This is a genomic window from Nocardiopsis suaedae, assembly GCF_027706745.1.
Taxonomy (GTDB): domain Bacteria; phylum Actinomycetota; class Actinomycetes; order Streptosporangiales; family Streptosporangiaceae; genus Nocardiopsis_A; species Nocardiopsis_A suaedae.
The window spans coordinates 48,885-71,105 of sequence record NZ_JAQFWP010000015.1; the positions used below are offsets into that span (position 1 = coordinate 48,885).

At 73.2% G+C, this 22,221-nt stretch carries 23 protein-coding genes; 11 read left to right on the forward strand and 12 right to left on the reverse strand.

Features of this window, described 5'->3' with window-relative positions; genetic code table 11:
* Window positions 1-138: 138 nt before the first annotated feature.
* Window positions 139-1,122, reverse strand: a complete 984-nt coding sequence (locus O4U47_RS10460) for an EamA family transporter (protein ID WP_270677546.1) — start codon at window positions 1,120-1,122, stop codon at window positions 139-141.
* A 122-nt stretch (window positions 1,123-1,244) separates the two neighbouring features.
* Here O4U47_RS10460 and O4U47_RS10465 point away from each other — a divergent pair, with 122 nt between their 5' ends.
* On the forward strand, window positions 1,245-2,477 hold the full coding sequence (locus tag O4U47_RS10465) for an arginine deiminase (protein ID WP_270677548.1): 1,233 nt from the start codon (window positions 1,245-1,247) through the stop codon (window positions 2,475-2,477).
* Here the strand turns inward: O4U47_RS10465 and O4U47_RS10470 are convergent, their stop codons facing one another.
* Genes O4U47_RS10470 through O4U47_RS10485 form a run of 4 tightly spaced genes read right to left on the reverse strand, consistent with a single transcriptional unit; the run spans window position 2,478 to window position 4,824 of the window.
* Window positions 2,478-2,693, reverse strand: coding sequence for a type II toxin-antitoxin system HicB family antitoxin (locus O4U47_RS10470; RefSeq protein ID WP_270677549.1), 216 nt, complete (start codon window positions 2,691-2,693; stop codon window positions 2,478-2,480).
* A complete protein-coding gene (locus O4U47_RS10475) occupies window positions 2,693-3,085 on the reverse strand; it encodes a hypothetical protein (RefSeq protein WP_270677550.1) in 393 nt (130 codons plus the stop codon). The genes O4U47_RS10470 and O4U47_RS10475 overlap by 1 nt, the downstream gene beginning before the upstream one ends.
* A 3-nt stretch (window positions 3,086-3,088) precedes the next feature.
* Window positions 3,089-3,883 (reverse strand): ABC transporter permease, encoded by a 795-nt coding sequence (locus tag O4U47_RS10480; protein ID WP_270677551.1) that lies wholly within the window; start codon window positions 3,881-3,883, stop codon window positions 3,089-3,091.
* A complete protein-coding gene (locus O4U47_RS10485; protein WP_270677552.1) occupies window positions 3,880-4,824 on the reverse strand; it encodes an ABC transporter ATP-binding protein in 945 nt (314 codons plus the stop codon). The genes O4U47_RS10480 and O4U47_RS10485 overlap by 4 nt, the downstream gene beginning before the upstream one ends.
* 266 nt (window positions 4,825-5,090) lie before the next feature.
* Between O4U47_RS10485 and O4U47_RS10490 the strand changes: the two genes are divergently transcribed.
* Genes O4U47_RS10490 through O4U47_RS10525 form a run of 8 tightly spaced genes read left to right on the forward strand, consistent with a single transcriptional unit; the run spans window position 5,091 to window position 11,724 of the window.
* Entirely contained in the window at window positions 5,091-5,873 is a 783-nt protein-coding gene (locus O4U47_RS10490) for a helix-turn-helix transcriptional regulator (protein ID WP_270677553.1), read from the forward strand.
* Window positions 5,873-7,285, forward strand: coding sequence for a Fe-S cluster assembly protein SufB (gene sufB, locus O4U47_RS10495; RefSeq protein ID WP_270677554.1), 1,413 nt, complete (start codon window positions 5,873-5,875; stop codon window positions 7,283-7,285). Before O4U47_RS10490 ends, sufB begins: the two co-directional genes overlap by 1 nt.
* Window positions 7,285-8,454 (forward strand): Fe-S cluster assembly protein SufD, encoded by a 1,170-nt coding sequence (sufD, locus tag O4U47_RS10500; RefSeq protein ID WP_270677555.1) that lies wholly within the window; start codon window positions 7,285-7,287, stop codon window positions 8,452-8,454. Before sufB ends, sufD begins: the two co-directional genes overlap by 1 nt.
* A complete protein-coding gene (locus O4U47_RS10505) occupies window positions 8,447-8,776 on the forward strand; it encodes a non-heme iron oxygenase ferredoxin subunit (RefSeq protein WP_270677557.1) in 330 nt (109 codons plus the stop codon). Before sufD ends, O4U47_RS10505 begins: the two co-directional genes overlap by 8 nt.
* Window positions 8,777-8,788: 12 nt before the next feature.
* Window positions 8,789-9,556, forward strand: coding sequence for a Fe-S cluster assembly ATPase SufC (gene sufC / locus O4U47_RS10510; protein ID WP_270677559.1), 768 nt, complete (start codon window positions 8,789-8,791; stop codon window positions 9,554-9,556).
* Window positions 9,553-10,842, forward strand: coding sequence for a cysteine desulfurase (locus O4U47_RS10515; protein WP_270677561.1), 1,290 nt, complete (start codon window positions 9,553-9,555; stop codon window positions 10,840-10,842). The genes sufC and O4U47_RS10515 overlap by 4 nt, the downstream gene beginning before the upstream one ends.
* A 13-nt stretch (window positions 10,843-10,855) precedes the next feature.
* A complete protein-coding gene (gene sufU, locus O4U47_RS10520) occupies window positions 10,856-11,353 on the forward strand; it encodes a Fe-S cluster assembly sulfur transfer protein SufU (RefSeq protein WP_270677562.1) in 498 nt (165 codons plus the stop codon).
* Window positions 11,350-11,724, forward strand: a complete 375-nt coding sequence (locus O4U47_RS10525; RefSeq protein ID WP_270677563.1) for a metal-sulfur cluster assembly factor — start codon at window positions 11,350-11,352, stop codon at window positions 11,722-11,724. The genes sufU and O4U47_RS10525 overlap by 4 nt, the downstream gene beginning before the upstream one ends.
* A gap of 184 nt (window positions 11,725-11,908) precedes the next feature.
* On the opposite strand, the gene O4U47_RS10530 is transcribed toward O4U47_RS10525, so the two are convergent.
* Window positions 11,909-13,975, reverse strand: coding sequence for a hypothetical protein (locus tag O4U47_RS10530; RefSeq protein WP_270677564.1), 2,067 nt, complete (start codon window positions 13,973-13,975; stop codon window positions 11,909-11,911).
* A 332-nt stretch (window positions 13,976-14,307) separates the two neighbouring features.
* Complete coding sequence (locus O4U47_RS10535) at window positions 14,308-14,784, reverse strand: SseB family protein (RefSeq protein ID WP_270677565.1); 477 nt, start codon at window positions 14,782-14,784, stop codon at window positions 14,308-14,310.
* Between the two features lie 277 nt (window positions 14,785-15,061).
* Between O4U47_RS10535 and O4U47_RS10540 the strand changes: the two genes are divergently transcribed.
* Window positions 15,062-16,063 carry an SGNH/GDSL hydrolase family protein gene (locus O4U47_RS10540; protein ID WP_408638954.1) on the forward strand — a complete coding sequence of 334 codons (1,002 nt, stop codon included), beginning with the start codon at window positions 15,062-15,064 and terminating at the stop codon, window positions 16,061-16,063.
* A 77-nt stretch (window positions 16,064-16,140) separates the two neighbouring features.
* On the opposite strand, the gene fabF is transcribed toward O4U47_RS10540, so the two are convergent.
* From fabF to O4U47_RS10560, 4 genes are all read right to left on the reverse strand, one after another.
* Entirely contained in the window at window positions 16,141-17,379 is a 1,239-nt protein-coding gene (gene fabF, locus O4U47_RS10545) for a beta-ketoacyl-ACP synthase II (protein ID WP_270677566.1), read from the reverse strand.
* A gap of 117 nt (window positions 17,380-17,496) precedes the next feature.
* A complete protein-coding gene (locus tag O4U47_RS10550) occupies window positions 17,497-17,739 on the reverse strand; it encodes an acyl carrier protein (RefSeq protein ID WP_270677567.1) in 243 nt (80 codons plus the stop codon).
* Window positions 17,740-17,839: 100 nt separating this feature from the next.
* Window positions 17,840-18,811, reverse strand: a complete 972-nt coding sequence (locus O4U47_RS10555) for a beta-ketoacyl-ACP synthase III (RefSeq protein ID WP_270677569.1) — start codon at window positions 18,809-18,811, stop codon at window positions 17,840-17,842.
* Complete coding sequence (locus tag O4U47_RS10560; RefSeq protein ID WP_270677652.1) at window positions 18,808-19,689, reverse strand: ACP S-malonyltransferase; 882 nt, start codon at window positions 19,687-19,689, stop codon at window positions 18,808-18,810. Before O4U47_RS10560 ends, O4U47_RS10555 begins: the two co-directional genes overlap by 4 nt.
* A gap of 219 nt (window positions 19,690-19,908) precedes the next feature.
* Between O4U47_RS10560 and O4U47_RS10565 the strand changes: the two genes are divergently transcribed.
* A complete protein-coding gene (locus tag O4U47_RS10565; RefSeq protein WP_270677572.1) occupies window positions 19,909-21,216 on the forward strand; it encodes a PucR family transcriptional regulator in 1,308 nt (435 codons plus the stop codon).
* A gap of 413 nt (window positions 21,217-21,629) precedes the next feature.
* Here the strand turns inward: O4U47_RS10565 and O4U47_RS31270 are convergent, their stop codons facing one another.
* The gene (locus O4U47_RS31270) at window positions 21,630-22,088 is read right to left on the reverse strand and encodes a hypothetical protein (protein WP_408638955.1); all 459 of its coding nucleotides are present in this window, start codon (window positions 22,086-22,088) and stop codon (window positions 21,630-21,632) included.
* Between the last annotated feature and the right edge of the window lie 133 nt (window positions 22,089-22,221).

Sequence of the window (22,221 nt, forward strand, 5' to 3'; positions counted from 1 at the left end):
TTCATCCTGGTTGGCTGCTCGAGCGTCCCGGCGCAGCGAGCGTCGTCCTGGTGGTCGCGAGCCGAAAATGATCCGAGAAACACGCCCTAGGCCTCGACCCGCACACAGGCGTGAAGGGCCATTGAGCGAGGCGCCCCGCTACTCGGGTCCGTCGGCGTCCTGTCGGCTTTCCGTGGGCCGTGCGCGCCTCTCGCGCTTCTGCTGGGACCTCGTCGCCCCCGCGCTCGCGGCCACCACGCACAGGACGGCCGCCCACTGCCACACCGTCAGCATCTCCCCGAGCAGGGCCAGGCCGACCAGCGCGGCCGCCGCCGGCTCCAGGCTCATCAGGATGCCGAACACCCTCGGCGGCATCCTCCGCAAGGCCTGCATCTCCAACGTGTACGGCACGACCGAGGACAGCAGCCCGACCACCAGCCCGAAGAGCAGCAGGCGCGGGTCCAGCAGCGCGGTGCCGCCCTCGGCGATGCCCGCCGGGGCCACCAGTACCACGCCCACCATGCTCGCGATCGCCAGCCCGGACGTGCCCGAGAACCGGCGCCCGGTGGCCGCGCTCAGCAGGATGTAACCCGCCCAGGCGACGGCGGCCAAGAGGGCGAAGAGAACGCCCGCGAGCGTCACCGTGCCCGAACCGTCGTCGCGGCCCAGGAGCACCACGCCGATGGCGGCCAGCCCGACCCACGCCACGTCCGTCTTGCGCCGCGACCCGGCGACCGCCACCGCCAGCGGCCCCAGGAACTCGATCGTCACCGCGATCCCCATCGGAATGCGCGCGATCGCCTGGTAGATCGAGAAGTTCATCAGCGCCAGCGCCGCGCCGAACCCGACCACCACCGCCCAGTCGGCGCGCGTGCGCCCGCGCAGCGCCGGGCGGGCCAGCGCCAGCAGCAGCACGGCCGACGTCAGCAGCCGCAGCCATACCACCGCGCTCGGCGGCAGCACCGCGAACAGGTTCTTCGCCACCCCGGCCCCGGCCTGCACCGACACGATGCCCACCAGCACCATCCACGTCGGCGGGATCGAGTCGCCGAGCGCGCGCAGCCGCCCGGCCGCGAACGGGTTGGCGAACCGGGGAGCGCTGGGGAGTCCGCCGGGGTGCTCGGCGGCGGCGTCGGTAGTCACGTCCCACCATCCTAGGTATCCCGCCGACCTCCCCGCCGTCTGGGTCCAGAGCGCGGGTTCCGGCCGCCCCAGCGGGGGAATGCAGCCTGCGTCGGAACTCCGGAGACGGGAGGCGCGTACGCATGGTGTTCCGCGTGGACTCGGAGGTCGGCCGCCTGCGCCAGGTCATCGTGCACCGGCCCGACCTGGAGCTCCGGCGTCTCACCCCGTCCAACAAGGACGACCTGCTCTTCGACGACGTGCTGTGGGAGCGCCGCGCCGAGGAGGAGCACGACGCCTTCACCGACCTCCTGCGCGAGCACGGCGTGCGCGTCCACTACTTCCACGAGCTGCTGGAGGAGGTGCTGGCTGTCCCCGACGCCCGCGCCCACATCCTCGCCGAGGTCGTCGACGAGCGCTTCCACGGCCCCCAGGCCGCCGGCCCCATCCGCTCCGCCCTGGACGCCATGGACGACACCGAGCTGCGGCGCTTCCTCATCGGCGGAATCACCAAGGCCGAGATCCGCGAGCGCATCGACGACCCCGCCTCGCTGTGGCTGCACTCCCTCGCCGACGACGACTTCGTCCTCGACCCGCTGCCCAACCACCTGTTCACCCGCGACACCTCCGCGTGGCTGTACAACGGGGTCTCCATCAACGCGATGCGCAAGAAGGCCCGCCGCCGGGAGACCATCCACTACGAAGCCGTCTACCAGTGGCACCCGATGTTCGCCCAAGGCGGCTTCGAGGTGTGGAACCGCGGCCGCTCGCACGCCCCCGCCACGATCGAGGGCGGCGACCTGATGCCCATCGGCAACGGGGCCGTGTTCGTCGGCACGAGTGAGCGCACCCGGCCGCAGGCGGTGGAGCTGCTCGCGCGGGAGATGTTCGCCAGAGGTGGCGCCGAGCGCATCCTGTGCCTGCGCATGCCGCACGCGCGCGCGGTGATGCACCTCGACACCGTCATGACCGAGGTCGACTACGGCGTCTTCACCAAGTACGCGGGCCTCGGCATGCTCCCGTCGTCGACCCTGGAGCCCGGTGACGGCGGTGCCGACGGGGGCAAGGAACTCAAGGTGACCGACCACCCGCCTGAGGACATGCACCGCGCGATCGCCCAGGCGGCCGGGCTGGACGAGATCCGCGTCCTCACGCCCACTCAGGACGTGTTCTCCTCGGAGCGCGAGCAGTGGGACGACGGCTGCAACGTCTTCGCCCTGGAGCCCGGCGTCGTGGTGTCCTACGAGCGGAACGTGACCACGAACGCCCACCTGAGGGCCAGCGGCATCGAGGTCCTGCCCATAGCGGGAGGCGAGCTGGGCCGGGGGAGGGGCGGCCCCCACTGCATGACCTGCCCTATCCAGCGGGATCCGTGATCAGGCGGCTTCGACCTCGGAACTCGCGACGGTCGAAGGCGCGGGGACGGGAAGGCCTTCCTCGCGGAGGCCGTCGAGGTGGAAGCGGATGGCTCCGCGCATCTCCTCGATGGTCTCGGGGACCGTGTCACCGACGGCGACGCAGCCGGGCAGGTCCGGGCACCAGGCCCCGAAGCCGTCCTCGCTCCGCTCCACGAGGACCACGTACCGGCTCATCAGCGATGCTCCTCGGAGCGTGGTGAATCGACCTCTTCGAGGATCATCTCATCAGGTGCGGCCGATTCCGGCGGTGTCCGGGGATTCGTGCGGCGCGTTCCGGCGAACACCGCCCCCAGCATCAGCAGCCACGCTCCGAACACCAGTCCCGGCTGGATCAGGGTCATGATGAACCCGATCAGCGTCGTGCCGCCGATGCCGGTCGTCGCCTGGAGGAGCAGCCAGGCGTAGGGGAGTGCGGCGGCCCCCAGGTTCACCCCGACGGCCGCCCACACCAGGCCGGGGCGCGACGGGCGTCTGCGGCGGATCAGGTAGGCCGCGACCGCCAACAGCACCAGCGGCGGGGCGAGGGAGCGCACGAGCTGGTACGCCGGGACCCCGATCAGCTCCAACGGCTACTCCCAGCGGAAGAGACGGGCCGCCAGGGCCGCGCCGACCGCCGCCCACACGGCGAGCACGGCCACCGGCAGCAGCGACGGGGCGGCCCCGTCGGCCAGCACCGACCGCAGCCCTCCCGCCAGCGCCGTGATCGGCAGTGCCTCCACCGCCGTTTGCACCGCCCCGGGGAACCGGTCGGTGGCGAAGATGACCCCGCCGAGCCCGAGCAGGACGACGTACACCAGATTGGCCGCCGCCAGTGTCGCCTCCGCCCGCAGCGTTCCCGCCATCAGCAGCGCCAGCGAGCTGAACGCCGCGGTGCCAAGGAGGACGAGGAGGAGGGCGTACCCGAACGCGGCCAGGCCCCCCGAAGGGTTCCACCCCAGCGCGAGGGCCACCGCGCACAGCACCGCGATCTGGATGGCCTCCACCGCCAGCACCGCCAGCGTCTTGGCGGCCAGCAGCCCGAACCGGGAGAGCGGGGTCGCCCCCAGCCGTTTGAGCACCCCGTACCGGCGCTCGAACCCGGTGCCGATGGCCTGCCCGGTGAAGGCGGTGGACAGCACGGCCAGGGCGAGGATGCCCGGGGTCAGGAAGTCCACCCGCGCCCCGTCGCCCAGCTCCACCACGTCCACGGTGCTGAACCCCACCAGCAGCAGCACGGGGATGACCATGGTCAGCAGCAGCTGCTCCCCATTGCGCAGCATGATGCGCAGCTCCATGCCGGCCTGCGCGGCCACCATGCGCGCCATCGGCGCGGCGCCCGGGGCGGGGGTCAGGTCGAGGGCGGCGCGGGCGGTGGTCTCGGTCATGAGCGGAGTTCCCGGCCGGTGAGTTCGAGGAAGACGTCTTCGAGGGTGCGGCGCTGCACGCGCAGCCCCTCCGGCTGCACGCCGTTGGCCGCGCACCAGGTGCCGACGGTGGCCAGCATCTCCGGCCCGATCTCGCCGCCGTCCGCGCGGGCGATGGCGCACCCCGGCGCCTGCCCGGCGGTGGCGGGCCGGGCCTCGACGCGGACGCCCGACGGCAGCGCCTCGCGCAGCGCCTCGGTGTCCACCGCCTCGCGGCACTCGAACCGGAGCTCCTGCCCGTCGCGGGTGAGGTCGCCGGTGGCGCCGTCGGCCACCGCCCGGCCCCGGTCGATGATCACCACGCGGTCGGCCAGGTTCTCGGCCTCTTCCATGTGGTGGGTGGTCAGCACCACGCCCACCCCGGCCTCCCGCAGCTCGGCCACCAGGTCCCAGGTGGCGCGGCGGGCCTGCGGGTCGAGGCCGGCGGTGGGCTCGTCGAGGAATACCAGCTCGGGGCGGCCGATCACGGCGGCGGCCAGGGAGAGCCTTTGCTGCTGGCCCCCGGACAGGCGGCGGAAGGGGGTGCGGGAAGCATTCGTGAGGCCGAGGCGTTCCAGCAGCGTGTCGGCGGAGAGGGGGCGGGCGTGGAACGAGGCCGTCAGGCGCAGCCATTCGCCCGTGCGCGCGCCGGTGGGCACCCCGCCGGACTGCGGCATCACCCCGACCCGGGGCTTGAGCGCCGCGGCGTCGGCGGCCGGGTCCAGGCCGAGCACGCGCACGGTGCCGCCGTCGGCCCGGCGGAAGCCCTCGCACACCTCGACGGTGCTGGTCTTCCCGGCGCCGTTGGGGCCGAGCAGCGCCGTCACCGCCCCGCGGGGCGCGGTGAAGGACAGGCCGTCGACGGCGGTCGTCGCGCCGTACCTCTTCACCAGGTCGGTGACCTCGACCGCGGCTGTCTCCATGGCCTCAGAGTCTATGGCCGCCCGCGTGTGGGCCCGAACCGGGTGCCCGGCGGCGGGTGCGCGGACGGCGCGACGGGCGTCCGGATCGCAGGACGTTCGTCTCGCGATACGGACGGGTAACCGATCCTGCGCGTGCACGCGCGGACCCGGGTGCCGGGCCCGCACCGCGAAACCCCTGAAAGGTAAGGCTTGCCTGGGTGATCAATGGCATGCATCACGGTTTGCCCGCACGGAAGTATTTACGCCACACTGATGTTGTGAAAAAGGTGAGCAGCGGACAGCAGACGACCGGGGGCGCCGCGCCCGGCGTCCCGCGCGCGCCTGCGCCCGACCTGGGCGCCGAGACCGGGACGCGCGCGCGGGTGGCGCGCCTCATCCTGGAGCAGGGCCCGATCACCGCCTCCACACTCGGCGAGCGGCTCGGGCTCACGCCGGCGGCGATCCGCCGGCACCTTGACAACCTCATGGGCGAAGGGCTCGTCGAAGCCCGCGACGCGCGGCCCCTGGGCCGCCGGGGCCGGGGCCGCCCGGCCCGGGTCTTCGCGATCACCGAGGCCGGTCGCGACGCGTTCGTGCACGGCTACGACGACCTGGCCTCCAGCGCACTGCGCTTCCTCGCCGAGCGGGCCGGACCCGGTGCCGTCACCGAGTTCGCCCGGCGGCAGGTCGCCGAGCTGGAGGAGCGCTACCGCCCCCTGCTGGAGGGCGTGCCCCCGCAGCAGCGGGTGCGCAGGCTCGCCGAGGCGCTGAGCAACGACGGCTACGCCGCCGCCGCCGACCGGGCGCCCGCGCCCGGCGGGGGCCAGCAGCTCTGCCAGCACCACTGCCCGGTGGGGCACGTGGCGGCCGAGTTCCCCGAGCTGTGCGAGGCCGAGGTCGAGGCCTTCGCCCGGCTGCTGGGCACCCCCGTGCGGCGGCTGGCCACCATCGCCCACGGCGACGGGGTCTGCACCACCCACGTGACCCCGAGCGAACCCGCAGGCGCCGCAGAGGGCGCCGAGGACAGCACCAACGAATCAGGACGTCTGAGTCCAGGAGGATCCGCGTAATGACGTCTATCGCGCACCCCGAGCTCGAAGGGCTCGGCACCTACGAGTACGGATGGGCCGACCCCGACACGGCCGGCGCCTCCGCTCGGCGCGGCCTGAACGAGGAGGTCGTCCGCGACATTTCGGCCAAGAAGGATGAGCCGGAATGGATGCAGAAGGCCCGCCTCAAGGCGCTGAAGCTCTTCGACAAGAAGCCGATGCCCTCGTGGGGTGCCGACCTGTCCGGGATCGACTTCGAGAAGATCAAGTACTTCGTCCGGTCGACCGAGCAGCAGGCCGCCTCGTGGGAGGACCTGCCCGAGGACATCAAGAACACCTACGACAAGCTGGGCATCCCCGAGGCCGAGAAGCAGCGCCTGGTCGCCGGTGTCGCCGCCCAGTACGAGTCGGAGGTCGTCTACCACCAGATCCGCGAGGACCTGGAGGAGCAGGGCGTCCTCTTCCTGGACACCGACACCGCGCTGAAGGAGCACCCCGAGCTCTTCCAGGAGTACTTCGGCACGGTCATCCCGGCCGGCGACAACAAGTTCTCCGCGCTCAACACCGCGGTCTGGAGCGGCGGGTCCTTCATCTACGTGCCCAAGGGCGTCCACGTGGAGATCCCGCTGCAGGCCTACTTCCGGATCAACACCGAGAACATGGGCCAGTTCGAGCGGACCCTGATCATCGTCGACGAGGGCGCCTACGTCCACTACGTCGAGGGCTGCACCGCGCCGATCTACAAGACCGACTCGCTGCACTCGGCGGTCGTGGAGATCATCGTCAAGAAGAACGCGCGCTGCCGCTACACGACCATCCAGAACTGGTCGAACAACGTCTTCAACCTGGTCACCAAGCGTGCCGTCGCCTACGAGGGCGCCACCATGGAGTGGATCGACGGCAACATCGGCTCCCAGGTCACCATGAAGTACCCCGCGGTGTACCTCATGGGCGAGCACGCCAAGGGCGAGACGCTCTCCATCGCCTTCGCCGGCGAGGGCCAGCACCAGGACACCGGCTCCAAGATGGTGCACTGCGCCCCCAACACCTCCTCCACCATCGTCTCCAAGTCGGTGGCCCGGAGCGGGGGCCGCGCCTCCTACCGGGGCCTGGTGCAGGTGCAGGAGGGCGCCGACCGCGCCAAGTCCACGGTCAAGTGCGACGCGCTGCTGATCGACACCATCAGCCGCTCCGACACATACCCCTACAACGACATCCGCGAGGACGACACCGAGCTCGGCCACGAGGCCACGGTGTCCAAGGTCAGCGAGGACCAGCTCTTCTACCTGATGAGCCGCGGCATGGACGAGGACGAGGCCATGGCGATGATCGTGCGCGGGTTCGTCGAGCCCATCGCGCGCGAGCTGCCCATGGAGTACGCCCTGGAACTGAACCGGCTCATCGAGCTGCAGATGGAAGGAGCGGTTGGTTAATGGCCGGCCCGAACCTCGGAGTCAAGGAGCACAGCCACGGCGGCGAGCTCCCGATCTCCAAGCTGGACGTCCACGGGTCCTTCGACGTGGACGCGTTCCCGGTCCCCACGGGCCGGGAGGAGGAGTGGCGGTTCACGCCGCTGCGCCGTCTGCGCGGGCTGCACGACGGCCGCGACATCAAGGACGGCGGCGTCTCGGTCGAGGTGACCGCCCCTGAGGGCGTCACCCACGAGACCGTCGGCTCCGACGACCCGCGGCTGGGCACCACGTTCCTGCCCACCGACCGGGTGTCGGCGCTGGCCTTCCGCGACTTCGGCTCCTTCGGCGGCGCCACCGTGGTGACCGTCGCCAAGGACGCCCAGGTCGCCGAGCCCGCCTACATCAAGGTCACCGGCCAGAACCGGGGCGACGCCTACGGGCACATCCTGGTCCGCGCCGAAGCGCACTCCAAGGCCACCGTGGTCCTGGAGTACGCCGGTGAGGCGGTCTACGCCGACAACGTCGAGTTCGTCGTCGGGGACGGCGCCGAGCTGACCGTCATCAGCCTGCAGGACTGGAGCCGCGACGCGGTGCACGTGGGCCACCACTACACCAAGGTCGGCCGCGACGCCCGGTTCAAGAGCTTCGTGATCACCCTGGGCGGGGACCTGGTCCGCATGTCGCCCAAGGTCGGCTACACCGCCCCCGGCGGCGACGCCGAGCTGCACGGGCTCTACTTCACCGGCGACGGCCAGCACCACGAGCACCGCTCGCTGATCGACCACAACGTCTCCCACACCCGCAGCCGCGTCGAGTACAAGGGCGCGCTGAGCGGCGAGGGCGCGCACGGCGTGTGGATCGGCGACGTGATCATCGGCGAGGGCACCGAGGGCACCGACTCCTACGAGTACAACCGGAACCTCGCGCTGACCGACGGCACCCGGGTGGACTCGGTCCCCAACCTGGAGATCTTCACCGGCGAGGTGGAGGGGGCCGGGCACGCCAGCGCCAGCGGGCGGCTCGACGAGATCCACCTGTTCTACCTGCGCTCGCGCGGCATCCCGGAGGACGAGGCCCGCCGCCTGGTCATCCGCGGCTACTTCGCCGAGCTCATCGGCCGGATCGACGTGCCCGAGCTGCGCGAGCGGATCATGGCCGAGGTCGAGGAGAAGCTGGCCGAGCATGAGTGAGGGCACCTTCACCCGGGTCTGCGCGCTGGGCGACCTCCCCGAGGAGGGGGCGCTCGGCGTGGAGGTCGGAGGCACCCCGGTGGCGGTGGTGCGCAGCGAGGGCGAGGTGTACGCGATCAGCGACATCTGCTCGCACGCCGAGGTCAACCTGTCGGAGGGCGAGGTCGAGGACGGCACCATCGAGTGCTGGCTGCACGGCTCCTGCTTCGAGCTGACCTCCGGCAAGCCGATCAACCCGCCCGCCGTCCAGGCGGTGCCCACCTACGCAGTCAAGATCGACGGCGACGACGTCCTCGTCTCGCTGGACACCACGAGTTCCTGAGGCTTGAAACAGATGACGAAGTTCGAAATCCGCGGGGTGCGCGCCGACGTCCTGATCGGGGCCGACGAGCGCGAAGAGATCCTCAAGGGCGTGGATCTGACCATCAACTCCGGTGAGACCCACGCCATCATGGGCCCGAACGGGTCCGGTAAGTCCACCCTGGCCTACGCCGTCGCCGGCCACCCCAAGTACGAGATCACCGCGGGCGAGGTCCTCCTCGACGGCGAGAACGTGCTGGAGATGAGCGTGGACGAGCGGGCCCGCGCCGGCCTGTTCCTGGCCATGCAGTACCCGGTCGAGGTCCCGGGCGTGTCCATGTCCAACTTCCTGCGCAGCTCGGTCACCGCGGTGCGCGGCGAGGCGCCCAAGCTCCGCCAGTTCTCCAAGGAGCTGCAGGGCACCATGAAGGACCTGTCCATCGAGTCGTCCTTCGCGGCCCGCGGCGTCAACGAGGGCTTCTCCGGCGGCGAGAAGAAGCGCCACGAGATCCTCCAGCTGGAGCTGCTCAAGCCGAAGATGGCGATCCTCGACGAGACCGACTCCGGCCTCGACGTCGACGCCCTCAAGGTGGTCTCCGAGGGGATCAACCGGGCCAAGGCCAACACCGACGTGGGCATCATGCTGATCACCCACTACACCCGCATCCTCAACTACGTGAAGCCCGACTTCGTGCACGTCTTCGCCGACGGCCGCATCGCCGAGTCCGGCGGTCCGGAGCTGGCCGACCAGCTGGAGAACGAGGGCTACGAGCGTTTCGTGAAGGCAGGCGCTGAGCAGTGATCCGAGGCGAGCACGCGCCGCTCGACGCGGAGGCGGTCCGGGGGGACTTCCCGATCCTGTCCCGGACCGTCCGCGACGGGCGCCCCCTGGTGTACCTCGACTCCGGGGCCACATCGCAGAAGCCCCGCCAGGTGCTCGACGCCGAGCGGGAGTTCTACGAGCGCCACAACGCGGCGGTCCACCGCGGCGCGCACCAGCTCGCCGAGGAGGCCACCGACGCCTATGAGGCGGCGCGGTCCACGATCGCGTCCTTCGTGGGCGCCGGCGCCGGCGAAGTGGTGTTCACCAAGAACGCCACCGAGGCCGTCAACCTGGTGGCCTACGCCATGGGCAACGCGGCCACGGCCGACGAGCCCTACCGGCGCTTCTCCGTGGGCCCCGGCGACGAGGTCGTCGTCACCGAGATGGAGCACCACGCCAACCTGGTGCCCTGGCAGGAGCTGTGTCGGCGCACCGGCGCCACGCTGCGCTGGTTCGGGCTGACCGAGGACGGCCGGCTCGACCTGTCGGACATGGAGGACCTGGTCAACGAGCGCACCAAGCTGGTGGCGCTCACCCACCAGTCCAACGTGCTGGGCACGGTCAACCCGGTCCGGGAGGTCACCGCGCGCGCCCACCAGGTGGGGGCGCTGGTGCTGCTGGACGCCGCCCAGTCGGTCCCGCACATGCCGGTGGACGTGCGCGAGCTCGACTGCGACTTCCTGGTGTTCTCCGGGCACAAGATGCTCGGGCCCAACGGCATCGGGGTGCTGTACGGGCGCGCCGAGCTGCTGGCCGCGATGCCGCCGTTCATCACCGGCGGGTCGATGATCGGCGTGGTGCACATGGACCACAGCACCTGGGCCGAGCCGCCGCAGCGGTTCGAGGCCGGGGTGCCCATGGCGCCGCAGGCGGTCGGGCTGGCCGCGGCGTGCGACTACCTGTCGGCGATCGGCATGGACCGGGTGGCCGAGCACGAGCACCGGCTCACCGAGTACGCGGTCAAGCTGCTGGGCGGTATCGACGGGGTGCGCATCGTCGGCCCCACCGACACCGTGGACCGGGGCGGCGCGGTCTCCTTCACCGTCGAGGGCATCCACCCGCACGACCTGGGGCAGGTGCTCGACGACGAGGGCGTGGAGGTGCGCGTGGGGCACCACTGCGCCTGGCCGCTGCACCGGCGGTACCAGGTGCAGGCCACCACGCGGGCCTCGTTCTACCTGTACAACACGCTCGCGGACGTGGAGGCGCTGGCCGAGGCCGTGCGCACCGCGCAGCGGTTCTTCGGGACCGTCGAGGCGCGCTAGGAAGGGCCGGAACATGCGCTTGGACGCGATGTACCAGGAGATCATCCTGGACCACTACCGCAACCCGCACAACAAGGGGCTGCGGGAGCCCTTCGAGGGAGAGGCCCACCACATCAACCCCACCTGCGGGGACGAGGTGACGCTGCGGGTGCACTTGGCGCCCGGCTCCGGCGAGGGGGGCGCGGCGAAGGTCGCCGACGTGTCCTACGACAGCATGGGCTGCTCCATCAGCCAGGCCAGCGCGTCGGTCATGACCGACCTGCTGATCGGGCGGACGGTGGACGAGGGCTTGGAGATGCTCGACGCCTTCAACGAGCTCATGCACTCCAAGGGCCAGGGCGAGCCGGACGAGGACGTCCTGGAGGACGCGGTGGCGTTCGCCGGGGTGTCGAAATACCCTGCCCGTATCAAGTGCGCCCTGCTCGCCTGGATGGCGTGGAAGGACGCGACCGTGCAATCCCTGGGAAGCGACCCCCGTGCGGACGGGGACGGACCGGAGAGTGGCTCATGAGTGAGAACGAGACCGCGGCCCCGGAGCAGGCGGTCCAGGGCGGGCCGGGCGAGGGGCTGGGCCAGGAGGCCCTGGCCGAGGAGATCGGCGAGGCCCTCAAGGACGTCATCGACCCCGAGCTGGGCGTCAACGTCGTCGACCTGGGCCTGCTGTACGGGGTGAACGCCGACGATGCCAGCATCACCCTGGACATGACCCTGACCAGCGCCGCGTGCCCGCTGACCGACGTCATCGAGGACCAGGCCACCAGCGCCCTGGACGAGTTCGGCCGCGAGGTCAAGATCAACTGGGTCTGGATGCCCCCGTGGGGCCCGGACAAGATCACCGAGGACGGCCGCGACCAGCTGAGGATGCTGGGCTTCAACGTCTGAGAGGTCCGGGGGAGAGCCCCCGCCGGACCGACCTCCCTCAGGAGCGGACACCGAGGGCCGGGACGCCGAAAGGCGCCCCGGCCCTTCCCTTTCCCGCGATGATCTCGACGGAAGTGCTGTCACAACCGCCGGAATGACACCACTCCCGTCGAGATCATCGCGGGTGGGGCCGACAGCGGAGCGGTCAGTGCGGGGCGGCCAGGCTCTGGCGCAGTTCCTCGGCGATGTCCTCGTCTCCGCGCTGGGAGAGCATGTCCAGCAGCTTCCGCGGGTCCGGCCCGGGGTCCTCCTCCTCGGTGATCCTGCGGGCGATGATCCGCAGCGCCTCGTCGGTCGGGGCCGGGGCGGTGTAGCCGATCAGGTGCAGCGCCCTGCCCGTCGGGCCGTGGCCGCCCAGGTCGGCGGCGGGCAGGCGGCGGGCGTCGAGGCGGTCGCCGTCCACGGTGATGAACACCCGGTCGCCGGGCTGGGCCGAGAGCCGCCGCAGCAGCGGCCGCAGGGAGTCGAAGGCCGCCTCGTCCCGCCACACCAGCACCAGCAGGTCGGCGCCGGGCGCGGTCAGGCACAGCAGGCGCCCCGGCTGCAGCCCCAGGTGGGTCGCGTACCCCGGGGGCACGGTCACCGGGGCGCCGTTGAGGTGCTCCGGTCCGATGTCCACCCGGTGCCACCACCGCCCGTCCGGCGCGCGGAAGCACCGCGGCGAGGTCGCCACCCCCGGCGGGGCGGGCGCGGCGGCGGCCACGCCCGGGGCCTCCGGCCGATCCGCCCCCGCCTCGTGCGCGGCGCCCGGCCGCCGGCGGATCGGCAGCCCGCCCGCGGTGGTCGAGCCGTCCTCCTCCGACAGCTCCGAGCGGCCGCCGAAGGCGGGCGCCGGGGCGGGGCCCTCGGGCGGCAGCGACGGGTCGATCAGCACCCGCCCGTCGCGCAGCTCGATGCCCGGCGTGCTCTGCAGCCACGCCCGCAGCGACCGGCGGCGGATCCCGATCCGGTCCAGCCGCACCGCCGCGTCGTCCAGGGTCGGGGCGTCCCCCAGCATCTCCCGCGTCTGCCAGCGCATCCGCTCGGGGTCGTCGGCCACCAGCCACCCGTTGTGCAGCCGCCGGTCGGTGAAGAAGGTGATGAGCACCCGCCACAGCGGCGCCTTCAGCGACGGCACCGTGACCGGGTGGTCGGGGTGGGCCCCGATGAGCGTGTCGATGGTGGTGGCCGCGCCGAGCTCCTCGGACAGCTCCCGCAGGTGCCGGGTGACCGGCTCGCCCCCGGACGAGGACAGCCACTGCAGCAGCCGCTCCTCCACACTGCGCTGGGCGTTGCGGATGTCCCCGATGTCGGCGCCGCTCTGGTCGGCGAGCAGGCGGATGCTGATCGGGTCGGCCGCGAACAGCCGCTCGGCGGCGACCGTGCGCTCCAGCGGGCTCCACCCGCGGAGGAACTCCTCCAGCAGGTCCACCATCGGGTGGGCGCCCAGCCCCGCCCCGTCCCCGGCCCCGTCGGCGTCGCGGGAGGGTGCCCGCTCGGCCCCGTGGTCGGGCTCCTGCGGCTGTTCCCGCTCCTGCTCGCGGGCGTGCTGGTTGCGCAGCGCGCGCAGGGTGCGGATGGCCCGCGTCGCAGGGCTCTGCGGCACGTCGGCGCCGCCCCGCCCGGGCGCGGACACCGCCTCGGGCGGCGGCCCCTCCTCCAGGTCGGCGCCGGTGGCCGCGGACAGGTACGCCAGGGCGCGGCGGACCCGGTCCGGGGCGCCGTCGGGCAGCCAGTGGGCGACCGTGCGCACCGCCTCGATCATCAGCGCGGGCGAGGGCAGCGGCCCGGTGCGCGCCGCCTCGCCGCAGAACGGGCGCAGCGCCTGCCAGACGGCCGAGCCGATCACCTCGACCGGCCCGCAGTCGGCGGGGAAGGGCCAGTCGGCCACGGCCGAGGGGGGCGCCCCGATGAGGGTCCCCCAGTCGCCGGCGGTCGCCAGGAGGGCGCCGCGCACCGGTTCGGCGACCTCGTCGAGGTCCACCGGCAGGGCGCGCAGCACCGGCAGGAAGTCGCCGACGGGTATGTGGTCCCAGTACTCGGACATGAGCAGCGCGAGGTTGTGCGCGAGCCACGGCGGCCCGGCGATGTCCAGCGCGCGCGGCAGCGGCAGTGACCGCCACCAGCCGTCGACCAGGCGGCTGTGCCCCAGGTAGGGCGTGAGGTCCTCAGGGCGGCTCCAGCGCAGCGCCGGGGCCAGGTCGGTCAGGCAGATCGGGGAGATGGCGTTCATCCGCGGTGGACCTCGACCTCCAGGGGTACGGCGCAGGGACGTGGGCCGCCGCAGGGAGCCGGAGCGGTCGGCCGGTGTTCCACTTTATGCGCCCTTGCCGGATTCGGTGCCCGCTGTCCTGCGACTGCCTGGGCCGGCGGGGGACACGGGCGCCCAGCGCGCCCGCGGGTGATCGTACGTCGGCGCGGCGCGGAAGGGTAGGGCGCGGCCGCCGGACGGCCGCATCCCCGCTGTGCGCAGGACCCCGCGGACTCCCGGAAGCGGGCGGGAGCACGGCCCGGAGGCGCACCGGGGCCCAGTTCCCCGGGCCGGTGCGCCTCCGGGCGCCGGAGTCACTCCCCGGCCAGAGTGGCGACCATCTCCGCCGGTACCGGAACGCTCGGCCCGTTTCCGGGGTTGACCGCCAGTCCCACCCCTTCGGGCAGCGCGGAGGCCAGGTCGCGCACGGCCAGCACCGCGCACGGCACCTCCGCGCTCCGCTCGTCGTACTGGGAGCGGGAGGTGAACACGGGGATGTACACGCGGCCCTCCAGCTCCAGCGACGGCAGGGCGATGGACCCGTCCTGCTGGGTCCCCGACCCCTCGGGCACGGGCACCCAGACGCTGCCCTCGGCGAAGGCGGACAGGAACGCCCGCACGGCGCCGCCCGCCTCGGGGCCGCCCGCCTCCGCGCCGTCCTCACCGGAGCCGTCCGCGGCCCCGGCGGTCTCGGCCTCGGCCGGGGCGTCCCGCAGGGCCCGCCCGAGGGCCTCCTCGACCGGGTTGGCGGGGAACCCGGCGTCCGCGTCTGCGCTGTCGTTGCTGGTCATGGGGTGAGATGCCCGTCTCTTCTCGGGTGCGCCGCCGGGGGCTGCGCCAGGTCACGGTCGGGACCTCCGCCGGTCTCGGTCAGGCGTCGCCCCGGCCCGGCGTCGGCGGTCGGCGGTATGCTTGTCGGGCACGCCGTACCCCTGCCTTTCTCCTTTGACACGTGCTCGTCGGTGTTGCGAGAGGCACACGTGGCGGTCCTCCGCAAGCGCGTGCTCCGTCCCCGATCCCGACGCGGCGTGCCGCGCGTCAACGCCCGAGTCCGCATGATAGGTGGAAGTGACTGACCTGCAGATGAATCCCCCTGGAGGAGAGCGGGCGGAGGGACCGGCGGTCGTCCGCTCCTACATGGCCATCGGCGACAGCCTGACCGAGGGGCTGGAGGACGTCGCACCCGACGGGGGCTACCGGGGCTTCGCCGACCGCCTGGCCGAGCACCTGTCCGCGGACGAGCCCCGGTTCCGGTACGCCAACCTCGCGGTGCGCGGGCGGCGGATGCGGCACATCACCGGCGAGCAGCTCGACCGCGTGCTGGAGGAGCGCCCCGACCTGGTGACCGTGCACGCGGGCGGCAACGACGTGCTGCGCCCCGGCACCGACCTGGACGCCCTCGCCGCCCAGCTGGAGCAGGCGGTGCTGACCATGCGGCGGGCCGGCGTCCGGGTGGTGCTGCTGTCCGGGCACGACACCGGCTGGGTGCCGGTGCTGCGCATCTACCGCGGGCGCATCGCGGTGTTCAGCATGCACCTGCGCGCCATGGCCGAGCGCACCGGCGCCGACATCGTCGACCTGTGGTCGATGGAGGCGCTGAACGACCCCCGCGCCTGGAACGAGGACCGGCTGCACTTCAACGGCGACGGCCACCGGATCGTGGCGGCCCGCATCGCCGAGGTGCTCGGGCAGCCGATGGGCCCACGCGACCTGTGGGCGCGGCCGTGGGAGACCCCGACGGTGCGCCTGCCGCGGATCCTGCGCCGGCGCGAGCACATGCGCTGGGCCCGCGAGTACCTGGTGCCGTGGCTGGGGCGGCGGGCCATGGGCCGCTCCTCCGGCGACGGCCGCGAGCCCAAGCGCCCGGAGCTGGCGCCGTTCCAGCCCCCGCCCTGGGCCGAGCGCGCCCCGGGGGAGAAGGTGAACGGCGCCCGGCCCGGAGGGGCGGGCGCGGTCGGCGGGGCGGACGGCGCAACCCCGCGGGTCAACGGCTCGGCGAACGGCACGGCGAACGGCACGGCGCGCGTGCCCGACACCGCCCCGGTGGACGAGGCGGCCCCCGAGGCCTGACGCCGGCCGGAAACGGGAAAAGGGGCCCACCGGCCGCGCGCGGCCGGTGGGCCCCTTTCGATCGCTGTACCGGCGCCTCAGGCGCGGCGGAAGGCCACGGCGATGTTGTGGCCGCCGAACCCGAAGGACTCGTTGATCGCCCCCACCGCGTCCGCGGGCATGTCGCGGGCCTTGTCGCGGACGATGTCCACGGACACGTCCGGGTCCAGCTCCTCGATGTTGATCGTCGGCGGGATGCGGCCCTCGTGCAGGGCCAGCACGGTGGCGATGGACTCCACCGCCCCGGCGCCGCCCAGCAGGTGGCCGGTCATCGACTTGGTGGAGGTGACCGCCACCCGGTCGGCGGCGGCGTCGCCGAGCGCGCGGCGGATCGCCAGCGTCTCGCCCACGTCGCCGGTCGGGGTGGAGGTGGCGTGCGCGTTGATGTGCGCCACGTCCGCCGGGGCCATGCCCGCGTCCTCCAGCGCCATCGTGATGGCCCGCGCCTGCCCCTCGCCCTCGGGCTCGGGGGCGACGATGTCGTGCGCGTCGTCGGAGTACCCGGCACCGGCCGCCACCGCGTACACGCGGGCGCCGCGGCGCGCGGCGTGCTCGGCCGACTCCAGGACCACGATGCCCGCGCCCTCGCCCATGACGAAGCCGTCCCGGCCGGTGTCCCACGGGCGGGAGGCCGCCTGCGGGTCGTCGTTGCGGGTGGACAGCGCCCGCATGGAGGCGAAGGAGGCGATGTTCAGCGGATGGATCGCCGCCTCCGTTCCGCCCGCGATGACCACGTCGGCGCGGCCCGAGCGGATCATCCCGATCGCGTCGGCGATCGCCTCGCTGCTGGAGGCGCAGGCGCTGACCGGGGCGTGCGCACCGGCGCGGGCGGTGAACTCCAGGGCGACCGCCGCCGAGGGGCTGTTCGGCATGAGCATCGGCACCGTGAACGGCGAGACGCGCTTCCAGCCCTTCTCGCGGAAGGTGTCGTACTGCTCCAGGATGGTCAGGATGCCGCCGATGCCGGAGGAGACGACCGTGCCCAGGCGCACCGGGTCGATGTCCGGGGCCCCGGCGTCCTGCCAGGCCTCCTGCGCGGCGATCAGCGCGAACTGCTGGGTGCGGTCGAGGCGGCGCAGCCGCTGTCGGGGAAGCTTCTCCGAGGGGTCCTGGACGGCGCGCCCGGCGATGCGGGCGGGCAGCTCCTGCGCCCAGTCCTCGGTGATCTCGCTGATGCCGGACCGACCTTCGAGGAGGGCGGACCAGGTCGTGGAGACGTCACCCCCCAGCGGGGTGGTGGCGCCCAGGCCAGTGACGACGACTTCGGTGCTGTTCATCGGCCTTTCGCCCTTCGCGTCATGGTAGGTCGTACCCGGCGGCGCGCCGGGGCATGTGGAGGCGGATGCGCGGATGCCCCGGCGGCGGCGCGGTGGCGCCGCCGCCGGGCGGGCGCACTACTTCTGGATGAAGTTGATGACGTCCTGGACCGTCTTGAGGTCCTTGAGCTGGTCGTCGGGGATCTCGACGCCGAACTTGTCCTGCGCCGCGACCGCGATCTCGACCATGGAGAGCGAGTCGATGTCGAGGTCGTCGACGAAGCTCTTGTCGGCGGTGACCTCGGCGGCGGGGACCCCGGCGATCTCGTCGACGATCTCGCCGAGGCCGGCCAGGATGTCCTGCTCGGTGTGCTGCGCCATGTTGCGGTAACTCCTTCTCGGTGCGCCCCGGAGCCTTCCGGGGCCGTGTACGTCGCCGTCGCGGCCCGATCGCGCGCGGACGGACCGCGGCCGCCAGGCTCTAGGGGATGCGCAGGACCTGCGCCGCGTAGGTCAGTCCGGCGCCGAATCCCAGGGTGAGCACGGTGCTCCCCGACGGCAGCTCGCCCCGTCCCCCCATGCGCGCGATGGCCAGCGGGATGGACGCGGACGAGGTGTTGCCAGCGGAGACGATATCGCGGGCGATGAGCGCCTGCGGCGCCCCCAGCTTGCGCGCGATCGCCTCCACGATCCGCAGGTTGGCCTGGTGCGGGACGAACGCGGTGAGCTCGGAGGGGTCGACCCCCGCCCGCTCCAGGGCCTGCAGCGCCACCTTGTGCAGCTCGGTGGTGGTCCACCGGAAGACCGCCTGGCCCTCCTGGTAGAGGTAGCGGTTCTCGCGCAGGTAGATCTTGTCGGCGCGCTCGCCGGAGCTGCCCCAGACCACCGGCCCGACGCCGTTCTCCTCGGCGGGGGCGGCGCCCACCACCGCGGCGCCGGCGCCGTCGGCGAAGATCACACAGGTGGACCGGTCCTCCCAGTCGACCCAGTCGGAGAGCTTCTCCGAGCCCACCACCAGCACGTTGCGCGCCGAACCGCCGCGCACGGCGTCGGCGGCCAGGCCGGTGGCGTAGCAGAACCCGGCGCAGGCGGCGTTGACGTCGAAGGCGCCCGGCGCGCCGATGCCCAGCCGCGCGGCGACGGTGGCGGCGGCGTTGGGGATCTGGTCGCGCTGGGTGCAGGTGGCGACGATCACCAGGTCGATGTCGTCGGGGGAGAGCCCGCTCGCCGCCAGCGCCTTGCCCCCGGCGGTGACCGCCATGGACTCCACCGACTCGGTGTCGTCGGCGATGCGGCGCTCCTCGATGCCGACCCGGCTGCGGATCCACTCGTCGCTGGTCTCGACCCGCTGCGCGAGGTCGTCGTTGGTGACGACGGTGGCCGGCTGGTGCTCGCCGAAGGCGAGGATCCGTGCGCCCCCGGGGGTGGCGGGGACGGGCAGTGCGGTGCTCATCGGGACGGACCTTCCGAAGCGGCGGTGCCGGAGTGCTCCGCGACCAGCTTCTGGGCCGCGTCGAGGTCCTCCGGCGTCTTGACGGCCAGCCGCTCGACCCCGCGCAGGGAGCGCTTGGCCAGGCCCACCAGGGTTCCGGCGGGGGGCAGCTCGATGAGCGCGGTCACCCCCAGGTCGGCCAGGGAGGCGGTGCAGGAGTCCCAGCGCACCGGCGAGCTGATCTGGGAGACCAGCAGGTCGAGGTAGTCGCGGCCGGCGGCGACGACCGAGCCGTCGCGGTTGGTGAGCAGGCGGGTGCGCGGGTCGGCGGGCGAGACGGCCTGGGCCGCCTGCCGCACGCGCTCCACCGCCGGGGCCATGTGCTCGGTGTGGAACGCCCCGGCGACCGACAGCGACCGCAGCCGGGCGCCCTTGGGCGGGTTCTCGGCGAACGCGGCCAGCGCCTCGGCGGTGCCGGCGGCGACGACCTGCCCCGAACCGTTGTCGTTGGCGGCGGTCAGCCCGGCACCGGCGATGGCGGCCAGGACCTCGTCGCGGTCGCCGCCCAGAACGGCGGTCATGCCGGTGTCCGCGGCCGCGGAGGCCTCGGCCATCCCGCGCCCGCGCTCGGCGACCAGGGAGAGGGCCGCCTCGGGGGCGAGCACCCCGGCCAGCCCGGCGGCGGTGAACTCGCCCACGCTGTGCCCGGCGACGGCGTCGGCGCGGGCGGCGGCGGTCTCCAGGTCGCCGAAGAGGGACATGGCCGCGGCCAGCCCGGCGCTCACCAGGAGGGGCTGGGCGACGGCGGTGTCGCGGATCTCCTCGGCGTCGGCGGTGGTGCCGTAGCGCACCAGGTCCAGCCCGGCGACCTTGGACCAGGCCTCGAAGCGCTCGGCCATGCCGGGCGCTTCGAGCCACGGGGAGAGGAATCCGGGAACCTGGGCGCCTTGGCCCGGAGCAACGATTACAAGCACGGCATCAACCTTGCCCTGTAGGACATCACCATCTGGATGAGGACAACGACGAAGTTTACGAGACGGCGTTTGTCAGTAGTCCACAAAGCCCCGGTCAGCCGGGCGATGGCGGGGAGTGCGCGGAGCGGATGCCACTCTGGAGGGGTGAGCACCGAGAAGAACGGCCGCGACCGTGCGGCGGATGAGGACGGCGCCGGGCCCGGCCGTCCCGGGGACGACGCCGCCCGGGCCGAGGCGGCGCAGGACGCCGCCCGCTCCGGCGACGACGCCGTCCGCGCCGAGACCGTCAAGCGGCTCGAGAAGTCCATGGGGGACCTGGGCACGGCCGCGGTGGCGCGCATGGAGAGCCGCCTGTCCTGGTTCCGCCGCATGTCCGCCGAAGACCGCTCCTGGGTGGGCCTGGTCGCCCAGTCCGGGGTGGCGGCCTTCGTCGACTGGTTCAAGACCCCGGGGCGCGGCCGCCCCGCCATCACCGTCGAGGTGTTCGGCACGGCGCCGCGCGAGCTGACCCGCTCGGTCAGCCTCCAGCAGACCGTGGACATGATCCGGGTGGTCATCGACGTGGTGGAGAACCAGGTCGAGGAGCTGGCGGCGCCCGGCGGGCAGCAGCAGCTCCGCGAGGCGGTGCTGCGCTACACCCGCGAGGTGGCCTTCAGCTCGGCCAAGGTCTACGCCCGCGCCGCGGAGGCGCGCGGGGCCTGGGACGCCCGCCTGGAGGCGCTCATCGTCGACGCGCTGCTGCACGGCGACCGCGACGAGGGGCTGCAGACCTGGGGGTCGGCGCTGAGCTGGTCGCGCACCCCGGTGGTGGCGGTCGCGGGGGAGGCCGGGGAGGACGGCCGCGCCGTCATGGAGGACCTGCGCGGGGCGGCCCGCCGGGCCGGGCACGACGTGCTGGCCGGGCAGCAGGGCGACCGGGTGGTGCTGGTGCTCGGGGTCGGCGCCAAGCTCGCCGCGGGCACCGCCGAGGGGGAGGTGCCGATGGCGGCCGCCGAGCCGCTGGCGGGCCTGTTCGCGCCCGGCCCGGTGGTGGTCGGCCCGCCGGTGGGGGAGCTGCGCGCGGCCGGGACGTCGGTGGCGGCGGCCGTCAACGGGCTGCGGGCGGCCGTGGCCTGGCCGGACGCGCCGCGCCCGGTGCTCGCCGAGGACCTGCTGCCCGAGCGCGCCCTGGACGGGGACCGGGCGGCGCGCAAGCAGCTGGTGGAGGAGATCTACGAGCCGCTGCGCACGGCGGGGTCGCCGCTGCTGGACACGCTGTCGGTGTACCTGGAGCACGCCTCGTCCCTGGAGGCGACGGCGCGGATGCTGTTCGTGCACCCGAACACGGTGCGGTACCGGCTGAGCAGGATCGCGGAGCTGACCGGGCACATGCCCGCGGACGGGCGGGGGTCGTTCATCCTGCGCGTCGCGGTCACCTTGGGCCGCCTCGCCGAGGGCGGCGCCGACAGGTAGGGGCCGGGGAGCCCGAGGGGGAGCGCTGCCGGGGCCCAGAGGCCCCGCACGCCACTCGCGGCGTCCCGCGCCCCCCGCTCCCGCCGGTGTGACCTTCGGCCCTGAAATGCCCCCCGGAGCTCTGTTTTATCCCCGGTTGACCCGTGGTGCGATAGACCTGTCGTGAGGTGTTCGATCGGCGCGAGCGTGCTGGAACGCGGCGGTTGCCGCGGACGTTCACGCAGGAGAGGATGAGAGGAGTGTTCCGCCTCTCTTCTCCCGTTCGGGGAGTGAACCTCCCTTGAGGCGGCGGCGTCCTCTACCGGCGAGCGGCCGGCGCGGGGACGCGGAGGGGCGGCCGCACCGATGACGGCCATGTGATGGTGTGGGGGCGTTGCAGTGGTGAAGAGGCTGTGGGAGACGGCGAAGCGTCTCTACGGCGAGGCGGCCGAGGCCGTCCTCGCGCCGACCGAGTCCGGGCAGCTCTGGCGCAAGGTCCTGTTCTTCGTTCCGGTTCCCGTTCCCGTTCTGGCCGTGGTGGCGCTGATGGTCGGCGGCCACCTGTCCGCGGCCGGGGTGTGGATCCTGGCGTCGGGTTCGGTGGCGGTCGCCTCGCTGCTGCTGGCCTCGGTGGTGCAGCCGACGCCGCTGCCCGAGGGCCTGTCCACCGGCGCCTCCGTGCGCCGGTCGCTGCACCGGTTCCGGCAGATCACCTCGCTGCGGATCGCCCTGGCACTGACCCCGGTCGCCGTGGGCGCCGGGTTCGCCGTGGCCGGGGGCGGGCTGCTGCCGCTGCTGACCGCGCTCGCGCTGGCCTGGCCGCAGCTGGTGCTGGCGGCACCGACGTTCTTCGTGATCACCCGGGCCCGGCGGGCCATGGAGGCCTGGGGCACCAAGGCCTACCTCTGGGCGGGCCTGGCCCAGCCCGCGCCGGTGGAGTGGCCGGTCGCGACCGCGCTGGCGGCGCGGATCCGCGCCTACCGCACGGCGCGCGCCGAGGGGGCGACGGCGGCGACGGCCGCGGGC